Origin of the sequence: Streptomyces boluensis, assembly GCF_009908195.1 — a bacterium.
Lineage (GTDB): Bacteria > Actinomycetota > Actinomycetes > Streptomycetales > Streptomycetaceae > Streptomyces > Streptomyces boluensis.
Window position 1 is genome coordinate 1 of sequence record NZ_JAAAHS010000175.1, and the last position, 14946, is coordinate 14946.

Genomic DNA, 14946 nt, shown 5'->3' on the forward strand with positions numbered 1-14946 from the left:
CCCGAAGCCGCCGCGCTCGCCGCGCGCCTCACCGCTGAGGTGGCCCGCGAGGAGGCGGAAGCGCCGACGCCCGCGCCCGTCGGCGTGGGGCCGGACGACTCCCTCTGGGACGACGGCCAGTTGCCGCTGTTCCCGCTCCAACCACCGCGTTCGGGGCGCGAGTTGCTCACCGATCACGTGCTGGCGATGATCTGCTGCGCCGCGATCGACACCGCGGGCGCCGCGCCGGGGCTCGACTGGCTGGACGGGCCCACGCTCCTTGTCTCCGGCGAGCGGGCGGTGGACCTGGCGCCGCGCGTGCACAGCCTCGTGGAGGACGGCGACCCCGAGCCGCTGCGCGACTGGCTCACGGGCCTGGGCGTACGCCCGGAGAAACCGGTACGCCTGGTGTAGCCGAGCCCCCGTACCCGTACACAAGCCCGTGCAAGCCCGGACGAACCCTCAGTGAACCCTGAAGAACCCCCGGCGAATCCCCCCAAGACGGGCCGCAACACCCCCCAGTTCTACGGGAATTCGCGACGAAGGGTGACGGCGCACATGCGTTATGTGATGTGCTGGAGCAGGACGCGGGCAGGGGAGGGGCGGCATGGGTGCGGAGCAGCGGGCGCAGCGGCAGTCGCCACAGGACCAGGCGCAGGGGCAGGCACAGGGGCAGGCACAGAGCCCGAGGCGGCCGATCCGGCGCTGGGAGTCCGGGGCGCTCGCGCACGGCGTCACCGACCCCTTCGGCCAAGGTCCGTTGCCCTGGCTGCGCGGCAGTGAGCACTACTTCGACGACACCGGCCAGGTCGTCCCCTGGTACGTCGACCTGGCCCCCGCACAGGGCGGCACGGAGATCCCGTACCCGCGTACCGTGCGGACCGGCGGGCCGCGTTCCGCCGATGACGTGCACCGGCAGATCAAGGGCTTCGCCTCGACCGGAGCGGTGGCGCCCGGCGAGGCCATCGACTTCCACGTCACGGTCGACCCGCCGCAGGAATTCAGCGTCGACATCTACCGCATCGGGCACTACGCGGGCGACGGCGCCGCGAAGATCACCACCAGCCCGCGGCTCTCCGGCATCGTCCAGCCGCCGCCGCTCACCGCCGACCGCACGGTCTCCTGTCACCACTGGTGGCTCTCCTGGCGGCTGCAGATCCCGAGTTTCTGGAACATCGGGGCGTATGTGGCCGTCCTCACCACCGTCGACGGCTACCGCTCGCACATCCCCTTCACGGTGCGCGACGAGCACCCCGCCGACCTGCTCCTGCTGCTCCCCGACGTGACCTGGCAGGCGTACAACCTCTACCCGGAGGACGGCCGCACCGGCGCCAGCCTCTACCACGCCTGGGACGAGGAGGGCCGGCTGCTCGGCGAGGGCGAGGCCGCCCACACCGTGTCCTTCGACCGGCCGTACGCGGGCGCGGGCCTCCCCCTGCACGTGGGCCACGCCTACGACTTCATCCGCTGGGCCGAGCGGTACGGATACGACCTGGCGTACGCCGACACCCGCGATCTGCACGCGGGCCGTATCGACCCGACGCGGTACCGCGGACTGGTCTTCCCCGGCCACGACGAGTACTGGTCGGCGCCCATGCGGCGCACGGCCGAGGCGGCCAGGGAGCACGGCACCTCACTGGTGTTCCTCTCCGCCAACACCATGTACTGGCAAGTGGAGTTGAGCCCCTCCCCCTCCGGCGTGCCCGACCGCCTGCTGACCTGCCGCAAGCGCCGCGGCCCCGGAAAACCGGCCCTGTGGCGCGACGTCGACCGCGCCGAGCAGCAGCTCCTCGGCATCCAGTACGCGGGCCGCGTCCCCGAACCGCACCCCCTGGTGGTGCGCAACAGCGACCACTGGCTGTGGGAGGCGACCGGTGCGTACGAGGGCGACGAGCTGGAAGGCCTGGTCGCGGGCGAGGCCGACCGGTACTTCCCGCGTACCGCGCTCCCCGAGCACAGCGGGCGCATCCTCCTCGCGCACTCGCCGTACAGCGACGGGAGCGGCGCCCGCCGGCACCAGGAGACCTCCCTCTACCGCGCCCCGTCCGGCGCCCTGGTCTTCGCCTCCGGCACCTTCGCCTGGTCCCCGGCCCTTGACCGTCCCGGCCATGTCGACCCCCGCATCCAGCGCGCCACGGCCAACCTCCTCGACCGCATCTGCAAACGCGACTGACGCCCGATCCGCAAACGCGACCGACACCCCGACCGGCATACGCGACCGCCGCGCCCCGGCCGCACCCGCCCCTGGCCGAAAGCAGCCCTCCGCATACGGGAGAATGCAAGCGATAGGTCAAAACCACGGGGAGGAACCGTGTCCGGATTCGTCGAAAAGCCCGAGCCGATCGAGGTTCCGGGCCTGGTGCATCTGCACACCGGCAAGGTGCGCGAGCTGTACCAGAACGAGGCGGGCGACCTCGTGATGGTCGCCAGCGACCGTATGTCCGCGTACGACTGGGTGCTGCCCAGCGAGATCCCCGACAAGGGCCGGGTGCTCACCCGCCTTTCGCTGTGGTGGTTCGACCAGCTCGCCGACCTGGTCCCGAACCACGTCCTGTCCACGGAGCTGCCCGCGGGCGCCCCGGCCGACTGGGCGGGCCGCACGCTGATCTGCAAGTCGCTGCAGATGACCCCGGTGGAGTGCGTGGCGCGCGGCTATCTGACGGGTTCAGGACTCGTCGAGTACGAGCAGTCCCGCACCGTCTGCGGCCTCGCGCTGCCCGAGGGTCTGGTCGACGGCTCCGAGCTGCCCGCGCCGATCTTCACGCCCGCCACCAAGGCCGCGGTCGGCGAGCACGACGAGAACGTCAGCTACGAGGAAGTGGCCCGCCAGGTCGGCGCGGAGACCGCCGCCCAGCTGCGCCGGACGACCCTCGACGTGTACGCGAGGGCCCGTGACATCGCGCGCGAGCGCGGCATCCTGCTCGCGGACACCAAGTTCGAGTTCGGCTTCGACGGCACGGAGTTGGTGATCGCCGACGAGGTGCTCACCCCGGACTCCTCGCGCTTCTGGCCCGCCGACACCTGGCAGCCGGGCCGCGCGCAGCCCTCGTACGACAAGCAGTACGTACGGGACTGGCTGACCTCGCCGGCGTCCGGCTGGGACCGCAAGAGCGAGCAGCCGCCGCCCGCGCTGCCGCCCGAGGTCGTGGAGCGCACCCGCGCCAAGTACCTGGAGGCGTACGAGCGTCTGACCGGCACGCGCTGGTAGTACGCACGACGAAGCCCCCGGCGCCGATGGCGCCGGGGGCTTCGTTCTCTGAGCGGACGACCAGGTTCGAACTGGCGACCTCAACCTTGGCAAGGTTGCGCTCTACCAACTGAGCTACGTCCGCAAGGCGTGCACCGAGTCGGTGCACCTCCACTATAGCCAACCTCGCTCGCGTGCGATGCGCACTGCCGCATGACGGTTCTCGGCAGCGAGCTTCGAAACGGCGGAGGAGAGGTAGTTGCGGACCGTGCCCTGCGACAGCGCGGCCCGTTCCGCGATCTCCGCGACGGGCGCCCCGTCGGCCGCGAACTCCAGCACTTCGGTCTCCCGCGCGGTCAGCGGTGAGTCCCCCGAGGCGATCGCGTCGGCCGCCAACTCCGGGTCCACATAACGGTTTCCGGCGTGCACGGTGCGGATGATCTCGGCCAGCCGCTGGGCGCTGACGGTCTTCGGCACGAAGCCGCGCACCCCCGCTTCGAGGGCCCGCTTGAGGTGTCCCGGGCGGCCGTGACTGGTGACGATCATGGTTCTGCAGTCGGGGAGTTCGGTGCGCAGCGATGTGGCCACCCTCACACCGTCGAGGCCCGGCATCTGCAGATCGAGGACCGCGACGTCCGGCCGGTGCGCGCGGGCCATGGCGAGCGCCTCGGGTCCGCTGGCGGCCTCGGCGACGACGGTCAGATCGTCCTCCAGGGCGAGCAGCGCGGCGAGCGCTCCCCGGATCAGATGCTCGTCGTCGGCGAGCAGTACGCGTACGGCCGTCACCGGGTGCTCCTCTTCTTCGTGCCGGCCGCGCCCGCGCGGTCCTGGTGTGCCGGTGTGCCGTGCGGTGCTGTCCCGGGGCGGGGGACGGCCGGTGCCGTGGGGCCGGGCAGCGGCACCTCGGCGGTGAGCTTGAAGTGGCCGCCCGCGGCGGGGCCCGCCTCCAGGACGCCGTCCACCGCGGACAGCCGCTCGCGCAGTCCCACGAGTCCGGAGCCGGACGAGGCCCCGGGGGCGGGGGCCTGACCCGCCCCGTTGTTCTCGACCGTCAGGACGGCCGTGGCGGGTTCCTGGCCGGTGACCCGCAGCGCGACCGTGCAGCGGTCCGCGTCCCCGTGCCGGAGCACATTGGTGGCCGCCTCCCGGACCACCCAGCCGAGCGCCGCGTGCACGGCGGGCGGCAGCGCGTCGGCCGCCTCGGTGCCGAGTACCCGGCAGTCGATCCCGGCGGCCTTCAACACGCCCTGCGCACCGGCGAGTTCGGCACCGAGGCCGACCTCGCGGTAGCCCCGTACGACCTCGCGGACCTCGCGCTGGGAGTCCTGGGCGATGCGCTGCACCTCGATCATCTGCTCCACCGCCTCGGGCCGGTCGCGCCGGGCCAGCTGCACGGCGAGCTCGCTCTTGAGGGCGACCACGGCGAGGTTGCGGCCGAGCACGTCGTGCAGGTCGCGGCCGAACCGCAGCCGCTCCTCGGCGACGGCGAGCCGGGCCTGTACGTCACGGGCCGTGCGGAGCTCGTACATCACGCCGAGACCCCAGGCGGACAGGCGTACTGTGCCGGCGATCCAGGCACCGACCACCAGAATCGTGATCAAGATGGCGATGAGCGTCCGGCCGCCGCTGTTCATCAGCCAGAGCACGCCGCACAGCGGTGCCGTCACGCCGAGCAGTGCCACCAGGCTGATCCGCACCGGCACGGTCAGGCTGTACGCGACGAGGAGCGGCAGCACCGCGCACGCCAGCGCCGTCGGGAAGAGCGGGAACCGGGTGGGCCCGGTGAGCCCGCCGAGGACCAGGAGCCCGGCGAGCTGGACCACCATCAGCGCGCAGCTCACGAGCAGTTCCCGCCGTGGCACCGGAGCGTCGTCCAGATACACCCGGAACCCTGCTTTGGTCGCCTTGGTGCCCCAGTACCCCTGGGCCACCGAGACGAGCAGCACGGCGATGATCAGGGCGGCGGGCGCGGCGTGCCGGACCGGCCGGGTCACCGTCAGCGCCATCCCGATGGGGACGTTCCACCAGACGAGGAAGTACACCGTTCCCCGTGTGTAGAGGTCCATCCGGTCGAAGTCGCTGTGCTTGCGCCACTTCCTGACCTGTCCGAACACCGTTCCACCCGTTCCCCGTGTCCGAGCTCACCGGATGAGCTCACCTCTAGTGCCGCGGCTCCCACCGGAACCACCGCTGTACAGCAAACACGGCGATGACGACCCAGGCCACCGCCGTGGCGACGGCGCCCAGCGCCTCATACGCGGTGAGGTCGCCGGTCCAGCCGCCGCGCACGAGCCGGATCGCGGGCGAGGCCGGCAGGAGTTCCAGTACGGAGGCCAGCTTGTCGGGGAAGACCTCAAGGGGAACGGTCATGCCGGAGCCGATCATCGACACGAACATCAGCGGCAGGCTGGACACCTGGGCGCTCTCCGCGGTGCGGCTGAACGCGGCGGTCACGGCGGCGAGGGCCACCATCAGGACGATCCCGAGGAGCACGCCGAGCACGGTCAGGTGGAGTGCCTTCGGCGCCTCCAGGTCGACCATGGCCATGCAGCCGAAGGCCACCACGACGCACTGCACCACGCCGATCAGGGCGGCCGGGAGCGCGGTGCCCGCGAGGATCTCCCGGTCGCGCAGCTCGCCGGTGCGCAGCCGCTTGAGGACGAGTTCCTCGCGGCGGGCCACGAAGATGTTCGTGAGCGCCGAGTACACCGCGAAAAGCATCGCGAAGCCGACGCCCGCGGCCAGCATCGAGGTCCCCATGGTGACGCCGGCCTTCGCGAGCATGTCCTCCTTGAGCGTCTGCGCGACGCTCAGGGGTAGTAGCAGGGGCACGATGAGCGCCGTCACGAGCATGCCCTTGCTCCGCCCGAGCAGCGTCAACTCGGCCCGCCCCAGGGCCGCGAGCCGCCCCGCGGACGTCGTCGTGGGGCCGGTCGTGGTCGCGGTCGCGGTGCTCATGCCACCTTCTCCTTCTGCCGTGCTTCTTCCTTGACGTCCCGCGCGATCTGCAGGAACGCCTCTTCGAGCGAGGCGGACCGTACGTCGAGCCCGCGCAGCTCGACGCCCGCGTCCTGGGCCCACAACAACAGCCGGGTGGCGGCCTGTTGGAGCTCCTTCGTACGGAGCTTCACCTTCCGCCCGGCGACGTCGTGCGAGCTGACGCCGAGGGCGTCAAGCGGCGGCAGGTCTCCGAGGTGGTAGCCGTCGGGCAGCTCGAAGGAGATCTGCGAGGGCTGCAGGGCGGTCACCTCGGCGGGCGTGCCGCTCACCGCGAGCTGCCCCTCGTGCATGATCGCGAGCCGGTCCGCGAGCGACTCGGCCTCTTCCAGGTAGTGCGTGGTGAGCAGCACGGTGGTGCCGGAGGCGCGCAGCGCCCGCACCAACTCCCAGGTCTCCGCGCGCCCTTCGGCGTCGAGTCCGGTGGTCGGCTCGTCGAGGAACAGCACCTCGGGCCGCCCGAGCAGCGCGAGCGCCAGGTCGAGCCGCCGCTTCTCGCCGCCGGACAACTGCTTGATGCGTACGCCGGACCGCTTGGCCAGACCGACCAGCTCCAGGGCCTCTCCCGCGGGCCTGGAACCGCTCGTGCAGCCGGACCACATGCGCACGGCCTCGGTGACGGTCAGCTCGGCGGGGAACCCGCCTTCCTGCAGCATCACGCCGATCCGGGGTCGTACGTGGTGCCGCTCGGCGTACGGGTCGTGCCCGAGCACCCGCACGCTGCCGCTCGCGGGTCGCGCGAGCCCTTCGAGTACTTCGACGGTGGATGTCTTGCCCGCGCCGTTGGTGCCGAGCAGGGCGAAGAGTTCGCCGCGGCCGACGGCGAAGGAAATCCCTCGCACGGCCTCGAACCCGCCCCCGTACACGCGCCGCAGATCGGTGACTTCGATCACGTGGTCATCGGTGTTCATGCCTTCCAGCATTCCGTGGCCACCGGGGCGCGGGCAGTGCGGGCTGTCACGATCCGGCATGACAAATGTCAGACGGGAAACGGGAGATCGACTTCAGATCGCCTTCGACGGAGAAGGAAGAACGAAGGAAGAACGTCGAAGGCCCCGGTCCAATGGACCGGGGCCTTCGATTCTGAGCGAACGACGAGGTTCGAACTCGCGACCTCAACCTTGGCAAGGTTGCGCTCTACCAACTGAGCTACGTTCGCATTGCCTCCGACCGGCTCTCACCGATCGGCGCGAGCACCAGAGTACCTGATCCACCGGAGTGGTCGGTAACCGATGCAGAGCGGGTGACAGGAATTGCACACTGCGCCTCCCCCTTGGAAAGGGGGTGTTCTACTACTGAACTACACCCGCGCGTCCTCCGTGGAGTCCGGCCTTGCGGCCTCGCCCCGCGGCGCGCTCCGAACTTTAGCCGACCTGCGGGGGTGCTTTGCAAGTCGGCGGCCGCGGCGGTCCGACGGAGCTCCGCCGCAGCGGCCGTACGGGGGTGGTCAGTTGGCGGCCTCGAACGCCTCGTAGACCTTCTTCGGGATCCGGCCGCGGGCCGGTACCTCCATCTTGTGCGATCGGGCCCAGGCGCGGACCGCCGCCGGGTCCGGGGTCACCGCCGTGTGCTTGAACGCCTTGCCGGGCTTGCCGGCCGCGCTCGCCCGCGACTGCTTACGACCCGCGTGCAGGTAGGGCGCGAGTGCCTTGCGCAGTTTCTTGGCATTGGCTTGATTGAGGTCGATCTCGTACGACTTGCCATCGAGACCGAAGGCGACCGTTTCCGCCGCTTCTCCGCCGTCGATGTCGTCGGAGAGAGTGACTACGACACGCTGCGCCACGAATATCGGTCCCTTCATGCGGACGCACCGCCCTGACATGCGGCGATGGCCGACTGTTCGGCTGTGGTCCGGCTCTTGCCCGGTTCTTTTCGGGGCAAAGCACCGGCTATCCCGAGGTATTGCCAATTCCTTTGTACAGGGCTTGGCAATGCATTGGGAAGTCCGACTAAAACTCTCCGCGTGTCCGTGGGCAATGCTTGCGGCAAAGGCTGCCCGTGATTTTCCCTGGATTTTCCCTGGGCGGTGGCACATGTCTCCCTAAAGTGACGGCCATCACGTAGGAGTCTACGAATCTATGCGCGTAGAAATTTCCGTCGGATACGCTGAACGAACCGTTCTCACGCACCACACACCGGGAGTGCCAGTGGCACGCGTCGTAGTCGACGTCATGCTCAAGCCCGAGATCCTCGACCCCCAGGGACAGGCGGTGCAGCGTGCACTGCCGCGCCTGGGATATCAGGGCATCGCGGACGTACGTCAAGGAAAGCGCTTCGAGCTGGAGGTCGAAGGGCCGGTCGACGAGGCCGCCCTCGCCCGTATCCACGAACTGGCCGAGACGTTCCTCGCCAACACCGTCATCGAGGACTTCGTCGTCAAGGTCGAAGAGTCTGTAGCGGCCGGGGAGTCGAAGTGACCGCTCGTATCGGAGTCGTCACTTTTCCCGGCACGCTCGACGACCGTGACACGCAGCGTGCGGTCCGTGTCGCCGGCGCGGAAGCGGTGCCGCTCTGGCACCGCGACAAGGACCTGAAGCAGGTCGATGCCGTGGTTCTGCCCGGCGGTTTCTCCTACGGCGACTATCTGCGGGCCGGGGCGATCTCCCGGTTCTCGCCGGTGATGGAGACGATCATCGAGCAGGCCAAGGGCGGAATGCCGGTTCTGGGTATCTGCAATGGCTTTCAGGTCCTCACCGAAACGCATCTGCTGCCCGGTGCGATGCTGCGGAACAACCATCTGCACTTCGTCTGCCGCGACCAGAAGCTGCGCGTCGAGACGGACAACACCGCCTGGACCGCCGATTACTCGGCCGGCCAGGAGATCTCGGTCCCGCTCAAGAACATCGACGGCCGCTATGTCGCCGACGAGCGCACCCTGGACATGCTGGAGGCCGAGGGCCGCGTCGCCTTCCGGTACCTGGACGTGAACCCCAACGGCTCGCTGCGTGACATCGCGGGCATCTCCAACGCGGCGGGCAACGTCGTCGGCCTGATGCCGCACCCCGAGCACGCCGTCGAGCCGCTGGTCGGCACGGGCCGCACGGACGGCCTCGGTTTCTTCACCTCGATCCTGAAGAAGTTGGTCAACGCATGACGCTGGACACGGTCAAGCACGCCGCCGAGACCCCCGCGGTCGACCAGCCCTGGAAGGAACTCGGCCTCAAGCAGGACGAGTACGCGCGTATCCGCGAGATCCTCGGCCGCCGGCCCACCGGTGCCGAACTCGCCATGTACTCCGTGATGTGGAGCGAGCACTGCTCGTACAAGAGCAGCAAGGTGCACCTCAAGCAGTTCGGTGAGAAGGCGCCCGAGAACGACGCGCTGCTCGTCGGCATCGGTGAGAACGCCGGTGTGGTCGACGTCGGCCAGGGCTACGCGGTCACCTTCAAGGTCGAGTCGCACAACCACCCCAGCTACATCGAGCCGTACCAGGGCGCCGCGACCGGAGTCGGCGGCATCGTCCGCGACATCCTCGCGATGGGCGCACGGCCGGTCGCCGTCATGGACCCGCTGCGGTTCGGCGCCGCCGATCACCCCGACACCAAGCGCGTCCTGCCGGGCGTCGTCGCGGGCATCGGCGGGTACGGCAACTGCCTGGGCCTACCCAACATCGGCGGCGAGGTCGTCTTCGACCCCTGCTACCAGGGCAACCCGCTGGTCAACGCGCTCTGCGTGGGTGTCATGAAGCACGAGGACATCCACCTCGCCAAGGCTTCCGGCACCGGAAACAAGGTCATCCTGTACGGCGCCCGCACCGGCGGCGACGGCATCGGCGGCGTCTCGGTGCTCGCGAGCGAGACCTTCGACTCGACCGGCCCGTCCCGGCGCCCGGCCGTCCAGGTCGGCGACCCGTTCCAGGAGAAGCTGCTCATCGAGTGCACCCTGGAGATCTTCCGCGAGGACCTCGTGGACGGCATCCAGGACCTCGGCGGCGCCGGACTCTCCTGCGCCACCAGCGAGTTGGCCTCGGCTGGCTCCGGCGGTATGCGCGTGGAGCTCGACACGGTGCCGCTGCGCGACGCGACGCTCTCGCCCGAGGAGATCCTCATGAGCGAGTCGCAGGAACGCATGTGCGCGGTCGTCGAGCCCGGCAAGGTCGACCGCTTCCTGGAGATCTGCGAGAAGTGGGACGTCATCGCCACCGTCATCGGTGAGGTGACCGAGGGCGAGCGCCTGGAGATCTTCTGGCACGGCGAGCAGATCGTCGACGTCCCGCCGCGCACGGTCGCCCACGAGGGCCCGGTCTACGAGCGCCCCTACGCACGCCCCGAGTGGCAGGACGCGCTGCAGGCCGACGACGCCGGCGCCCTCGCGCGCCCGGCGAACGCGGACGAGCTGCGCGAGCAGATCCTCAAGCTCGTGGCCTCGCCGAACCAGGCCTCCAAGGCGTGGATCACCGACCAGTACGACCGTTTCGTGCAGGGCAACACGGTGCTCGCGCAGCCCGAGGACTCCGGCATGGTGCGCGTCGACGAGGACAGCAACCTCGGTGTCGCCGTGTCGACCGACGGCAACGGGCGGTACGCGAAGCTCGACCCGTACGCGGGCGCGCAGTTGGCGCTCGCCGAGTCGTACCGCAATGTCGCCGCGTCCGGCGCCAAGCCGCTCGCCATCTCCAACTGCCTGAACTTCGGCTCGCCCGAGGACCCGGCGGTCATGTGGCAGTTCGCCGAGGCCACCCGTGGTCTCGCGGACGGCTGCCTGGAGCTCGGCACCCCGGTGACCGGCGGCAACGTCTCCCTCTACAACCAGACCGGTGAGACCGCCATCCACCCCACTCCGGTGGTCGCGGTGCTCGGTGTGATCGACGACGTCAACCGGCGCACGCCGATCGCCTTCGCCGAAGAGGGTCAGCTGATCTACCTCCTGGGTGACACCCACGAGGAGTTCGGCGGCTCGGCCTGGTCCCAGGTCGTCCACGACCACCTGGGCGGTCTGCCGCCGAGGGTCGACCTGGAGCGCGAGAAGCTGCTCGCCGACATCCTCATCTCGGCCTCCCGTGACGGCATGATCGACGCCGCGCACGACCTGTCCGACGGCGGTGTCGTGCAGGCGGTCGTCGAGTCCTGCCTGCGCGGCGGCAAGGGCGCCCGCCTGGTCGTCCCTGACGGTCTGGACGCGTTCACGTTCCTGCTCTCCGAGTCCGCGGGCCGCGCGATCGTCGCGGTGCCGCGCAGCGAGGAGCTCCGGTTCACGGACATGTGCGGGGCGCGCGGCCTGCCGGTCACCCGCATCGGCGTGATCGACGGTGACTCCGTCGAGGTGCAGGGCGAGTTCGACCTGCCGCTGAGCGAGCTGCGCACGGCCCACGAGGAGACGGTGCCGGGCCTGTTGGCCTGAACTCCCTCTCGTACGTAGGCCGTTCTCGTACGTGAGTCGTTCTCGTACGTACGTCACCTGAGGCCCCGCCCGGTCTGTCCGGGCGGGGCCTCAGCTGTGTCAGACCCGGCTGGTAGCTTCGGGATCAGTCGGGGGACGGGGGAGCACATGGCGCTGGACGGACAGGCCGGGACACGGCTGCCGGACGGGCTCGCGCCGTGGCGTGCGGGCAGACGGCGGGGGCCGCGCCTGCGCGACACCGACTCCCGCGGGCGGAACGCGTTCAACCGTCTCCTTGTCCTCTTCGCCGTGGCCGCGATCGGCTTCGGTGGGTACGAGATCTGGACGGTCTGGGACAACCGGCGCACCATCGACGAGGCGTGCGCGGGCCTGGTCCCCGCGGGCCAGGTGATGAGCCTCGAGCACGGCGGCGGCCGGATCGAGGCCAACTCCGAGCACATCGACGCCACCGCGCACCGCGGCGTCTGCCGGATCTACAGCACCGAGGCGGGCGAGGCCTGGGACGGGGAGTCCGGGATACGGCTGTTCTTCGAGGCGTCGGTCGCCCTTGAGCCCGAGGCGGAGGCCGAGGACGTCGACCACACCTACGACCCGTTGCTGGACGAGAACTTCCACCCGTACCTGGACGGGCCGGTGGGCAGCGGCATCCCGGGCCGGGTCACGGACAGCGGCGTCGGCGTGAAACTGGCCTGCCGCGCGGACGGCGAGCCCAATGAGGACGGCGTACGGAACGTAGTGGCGCGCGCCGTCTCGTCGGGCGACGGTCACACCCCGCTCACCACCGGCCGGCAGATGAGCCAGCGGACCCGCGACCAGCTGGCCCGGATAGCCGTCGCCACCGCCAACCGCCTCGGCGAGGAGCTCGGCTGCACCCAGCGCCTTCCGGAACCGTCGGACCGAGTCCCGCCGGTCCAGGGCAAGTTGATCAAGGCGGGCGCAGCGGAAGGGACCTGCGACTGGTACGCCCGCTGGAACCGCGGCCGGCACGCCCCGGCCATGCCCGACCAGGTGATGGAGACGGCCGTCGACCCGGACGTATGGCAGGAGAAGTGCGGCCTCGCCCTCGGGGGTGGCCGGGCCCACGCACTCTGGGAGAGGTGGGAGAAGTACGAGCCGGACGAATCCGGTGACGGCGATTCCGGCGATTCCGGCGACGCTGGCAGGGACGACGACCTCGACGCACCGACCGAGCGGGCCGAGATGTGGGCCTCGACGCAGAGTTGGTTCGGGGAGTCGGCCCAGCATGTCCGCTTCGACACCGCCGATCTGGACGGGGCCGTCCCGACGGCGGAGCCCGGGAAGTCGGGCCGGGCGCCGAAGAAGGCCGCCTGGTGGGCCTCGTCCGTGTGCGACGGACAGCCCGCCGTGCACACCCTCACGCTCAGCCATGAGTACGCGCGCGCCCTGTCCGCCGACCCCATGCATGCGCTGCGTCTCGCCACGCTTTTCCGCGCCTATGTCGAGGACGTCGCGAAGCGCCGCGGCTGCACCCGGCTGAACTTCCCGAACGCCCAAGATCTCGCCCTGGACCGGAAGTAGGGTTCCCGCATGCCACAAGGGAAGAAGCGCCCGCGCACGTACGACCCGAAGAAGATTCAGGCGGCCGTCCTCGCGCAGTTCAGCGCCGTACGGGAAGCGGTGCGGGACCTCACGCCCGAGCAGCTCGCCGGCTCCACGTACCTGGGCGACTGGACGGTGCGGGACCTGGTGGTGCACATCGACATGGGCGTCCGCGCGGTCGTCCGCCACCTCGACGACACCGCGCCGGCCGAGGTGGAACTGACGCTCCTGGAGTGGCCGTTGCGGACCGCCCGGTTCGCGGACGACCTCGCCCGGTTCGTCCCGGAGCTCGCCGAGCGGGCCCCGGAGGATCTGGACGAGCTGTTCGCCGGGACCACGGCCGCCCTGACGGAGCGGTTGGCCGCCGCCGACCCGCACCGGCTCCTGGCGACCCGGGTCGGCGTCATGAACCTGAACGACTTCATGGTCACCCGCACCATCGAACTGATCGTCCACACCGACGACTTGAACCGTGCGGCGGGCCTCGACATCCCCCTCGACCGGCAGACCCTGGCCGCCTGCACCCGGGTGCTCGCGGACGCGTTCGCGGCGAAGGCCCCCGGCGGTGCGACGGAGCTGCGGATCCCGCCGTACGCCGTGGTGCAGTGCGTCGAGGGCCCCCGGCACACCCGCGGCACTCCGCCCAACGTGGTCGAGACCGACCCGCTGACCTGGGTACGCCTCGCCACGGGGCGTACGGACTGGGCGACCGCCCGCGACGAGGCGAAGGTCCACGCCAGCGGGGAGCGGGCGGACCTGGCGGGGCTGCTGCCGGTCATGAGCTGAGGAGCCGCTGTCTCCCCGCTGATCGACTGTGGACACAGAGTGATCGTCGAGAGAGCGGAACCGATCACCCCACCTGCTCCGTCACACCGGCATGCACACGCAGCGAAAGACCCTCAGCACCGTCGGAGTCGTCAGTGCCGCAGCGGCCTTGGGGCTGCTCACGGCCTGCGGGGCCGACCAGAGCACCGCCGGTGACGCACCGGCCGAACCCCGCGTGCCCGTGACCGGTACGCACTGGACCGTGGACAGCGTCACGGCCGACGGCAAGAAGTCCGACGCGCCGGGCACCAAGGCCTATGTGTCCTTCGACGAGAAGGGCCGGGCCTCGGGCAACTTCGGCTGCAACGGCTTCGGCGGCGTCGCCTCGGTGAAGGGCGACACCATCACCGTGGACAAGATCGCCAAGACCGAGATGTCCTGCGGCGACAAGATCGACCAGCTGGAGACCACCCTGACCAAGGCCCTCAAGGGCAAGCTCAAGGCCAAGGTCAGCGGCGACAAGCTGACCCTGACCACGGCCGACGGCGACTCCGTCACGCTCAGCTCCGAGCCGCCCGCCGAGCTGACCGGCACCAAGTGGAAGCTCACTGACACGGTCGAGAAGGAGGTGGCGACCACCTTGCCCGAGAAGGCCAAGGACGCCCACCTGATCTTCGACAAGGACGGCACGGTGCACGGCAACCTCGGCTGCAACGAGGTCAACGCCACGGCCAAGGTCACCGACGGCAAGATCGAGCTGGGCGTCCCGCGGCTCACCCGCAAGATGTGCCCGGGCGACGTGATGAAGTCCGAGAGCGAGCTGGTGAAGCTGTTCGACTCGAAGGTCACCTACGAGATCGAGCACCGCACCCTGCACATCACGGGCACCGACGGCACCGGCGTCAACGCGAGTGCCGCCCCCGCGAAGCAGAAGTAGCGGCGGTACGCCGGCGGCGGCCCCTGAGCAGGAACGCGGCGCCGAGCGCCAACAGCGTGGCCCCGCCGGCGGCCACCGGCACGGTGCCGGAGTCCCCACCGGTCTCGGCGAGTTCGGTCCCGTCGGCACCGGCACCCGCCCCGTCGCCGGTCGCGGCCGCGGGCGCACGGCCCTCCCCCGG

The 14946-nt window shown here is 70.3% G+C and carries 14 protein-coding genes, 3 tRNA genes and 1 pseudogene; 9 read left to right on the forward strand and 9 right to left on the reverse strand.

The window, feature by feature from the left end:
- The 3 genes and pseudogenes from GUY60_RS21310 to GUY60_RS21320 all read left to right on the forward strand — a co-directional run.
- Positions 1-393, forward strand: a pseudogene (locus tag GUY60_RS21310) (hypothetical protein); the annotation flags it as partial.
- A 193-nt stretch (positions 394-586) separates the two neighbouring features.
- Positions 587-2152 (forward strand): N,N-dimethylformamidase beta subunit family domain-containing protein, encoded by a 1566-nt coding sequence (locus GUY60_RS21315; protein WP_188132760.1) that lies wholly within the window; start codon positions 587-589, stop codon positions 2150-2152.
- Positions 2153-2290: 138 nt separating this feature from the next.
- Positions 2291-3187 carry a phosphoribosylaminoimidazolesuccinocarboxamide synthase gene (locus tag GUY60_RS21320; RefSeq protein WP_161700232.1) on the forward strand — a complete coding sequence of 299 codons (897 nt, stop codon included), beginning with the start codon at positions 2291-2293 and terminating at the stop codon, positions 3185-3187.
- A gap of 51 nt (positions 3188-3238) precedes the next feature.
- Here the strand turns inward: GUY60_RS21320 and GUY60_RS21325 are convergent.
- From GUY60_RS21325 to GUY60_RS21360, 8 genes are all read right to left on the reverse strand, one after another.
- Positions 3239-3311, reverse strand: a tRNA-Gly gene (locus tag GUY60_RS21325).
- 29 nt (positions 3312-3340) lie between these two features.
- Positions 3341-3952, reverse strand: a complete 612-nt coding sequence (locus GUY60_RS21330) for a response regulator transcription factor (protein ID WP_161700234.1) — start codon at positions 3950-3952, stop codon at positions 3341-3343.
- A complete protein-coding gene (locus GUY60_RS21335) occupies positions 3949-5280 on the reverse strand; it encodes a sensor histidine kinase (protein ID WP_312866375.1) in 1332 nt (443 codons plus the stop codon). Before GUY60_RS21335 ends, GUY60_RS21330 begins: the two co-directional genes overlap by 4 nt.
- A 46-nt stretch (positions 5281-5326) precedes the next feature.
- Positions 5327-6124, reverse strand: a complete 798-nt coding sequence (locus GUY60_RS21340) for an ABC transporter permease (RefSeq protein WP_161700236.1) — start codon at positions 6122-6124, stop codon at positions 5327-5329.
- A complete protein-coding gene (locus tag GUY60_RS21345) occupies positions 6121-7074 on the reverse strand; it encodes an ABC transporter ATP-binding protein (protein WP_161700238.1) in 954 nt (317 codons plus the stop codon). The genes GUY60_RS21340 and GUY60_RS21345 overlap by 4 nt, the downstream gene beginning before the upstream one ends.
- Before the next feature lie 175 nt (positions 7075-7249).
- A tRNA-Gly gene (locus GUY60_RS21350) sits at positions 7250-7322 on the reverse strand.
- Positions 7323-7401: 79 nt separating this feature from the next.
- Positions 7402-7473: transfer RNA gene (locus GUY60_RS21355), tRNA-Gly, on the reverse strand.
- A 137-nt stretch (positions 7474-7610) separates the two neighbouring features.
- Positions 7611-7946 carry a histone-like nucleoid-structuring protein Lsr2 gene (locus GUY60_RS21360; protein ID WP_161700260.1) on the reverse strand — a complete coding sequence of 112 codons (336 nt, stop codon included), beginning with the start codon at positions 7944-7946 and terminating at the stop codon, positions 7611-7613.
- A gap of 358 nt (positions 7947-8304) precedes the next feature.
- Between GUY60_RS21360 and purS the strand changes: the two genes are divergently transcribed.
- The 6 genes from purS (at position 8305) to GUY60_RS21390 (ending at position 14765) form a co-directional block, all read left to right on the forward strand.
- Positions 8305-8580: a phosphoribosylformylglycinamidine synthase subunit PurS gene (gene purS, locus GUY60_RS21365; RefSeq protein WP_161700240.1), complete on the forward strand. Its 276-nt coding sequence runs from the start codon at positions 8305-8307 to the stop codon at positions 8578-8580.
- The gene (purQ, locus tag GUY60_RS21370; RefSeq protein ID WP_161700242.1) at positions 8577-9257 is read left to right on the forward strand and encodes a phosphoribosylformylglycinamidine synthase subunit PurQ; all 681 of its coding nucleotides are present in this window, start codon (positions 8577-8579) and stop codon (positions 9255-9257) included. The genes purS and purQ overlap by 4 nt, the downstream gene beginning before the upstream one ends.
- Positions 9254-11503 carry a phosphoribosylformylglycinamidine synthase subunit PurL gene (gene purL / locus GUY60_RS21375; protein ID WP_161700244.1) on the forward strand — a complete coding sequence of 750 codons (2250 nt, stop codon included), beginning with the start codon at positions 9254-9256 and terminating at the stop codon, positions 11501-11503. The genes purQ and purL overlap by 4 nt, the downstream gene beginning before the upstream one ends.
- 147 nt (positions 11504-11650) lie before the next feature.
- Positions 11651-13042 carry a hypothetical protein gene (locus tag GUY60_RS21380; RefSeq protein WP_161700246.1) on the forward strand — a complete coding sequence of 464 codons (1392 nt, stop codon included), beginning with the start codon at positions 11651-11653 and terminating at the stop codon, positions 13040-13042.
- A gap of 9 nt (positions 13043-13051) precedes the next feature.
- Positions 13052-13849 (forward strand): maleylpyruvate isomerase family mycothiol-dependent enzyme, encoded by a 798-nt coding sequence (locus GUY60_RS21385; protein ID WP_161700249.1) that lies wholly within the window; start codon positions 13052-13054, stop codon positions 13847-13849.
- Between the two features lie 91 nt (positions 13850-13940).
- The gene (locus GUY60_RS21390; protein ID WP_161700251.1) at positions 13941-14765 is read left to right on the forward strand and encodes an META domain-containing protein; all 825 of its coding nucleotides are present in this window, start codon (positions 13941-13943) and stop codon (positions 14763-14765) included.
- Here GUY60_RS21390 and GUY60_RS21395 read toward each other — a convergent pair.
- Positions 14731-14946 (reverse strand): LAETG motif-containing sortase-dependent surface protein (locus GUY60_RS21395; RefSeq protein ID WP_161700253.1); only part of this gene is annotated, 216 nt, incomplete at its 5' end. The two genes, GUY60_RS21390 and GUY60_RS21395, sit on opposite strands and share 35 nt — an antisense overlap.

What these genes read in the sequence shown, in the direction of transcription:
- GUY60_RS21315 (WP_188132760.1), top strand. Translation starts at nt 587, where the DNA reads ATGGGTGCGGAGCAGCGGGCGCAGCGGCAGTCGCCACAGGACCAGGCG.
- GUY60_RS21340 (WP_161700236.1), bottom strand. Translation starts at nt 6,124, where the DNA reads ATGAGCACCGCGACCGCGACCACGACCGGCCCCACGACGACGTCCGCG.
- GUY60_RS21345 (WP_161700238.1), bottom strand. Translation starts at nt 7,074, where the DNA reads ATGAACACCGATGACCACGTGATCGAAGTCACCGATCTGCGGCGCGTG.
- purL (WP_161700244.1), top strand. Translation starts at nt 9,254, where the DNA reads ATGACGCTGGACACGGTCAAGCACGCCGCCGAGACCCCCGCGGTCGAC.
- GUY60_RS21380 (WP_161700246.1), top strand. Translation starts at nt 11,651, where the DNA reads ATGGCGCTGGACGGACAGGCCGGGACACGGCTGCCGGACGGGCTCGCG.
- GUY60_RS21385 (WP_161700249.1), top strand. Translation starts at nt 13,052, where the DNA reads ATGCCACAAGGGAAGAAGCGCCCGCGCACGTACGACCCGAAGAAGATT.
- GUY60_RS21390 (WP_161700251.1), top strand. Translation starts at nt 13,941, where the DNA reads ATGCACACGCAGCGAAAGACCCTCAGCACCGTCGGAGTCGTCAGTGCC.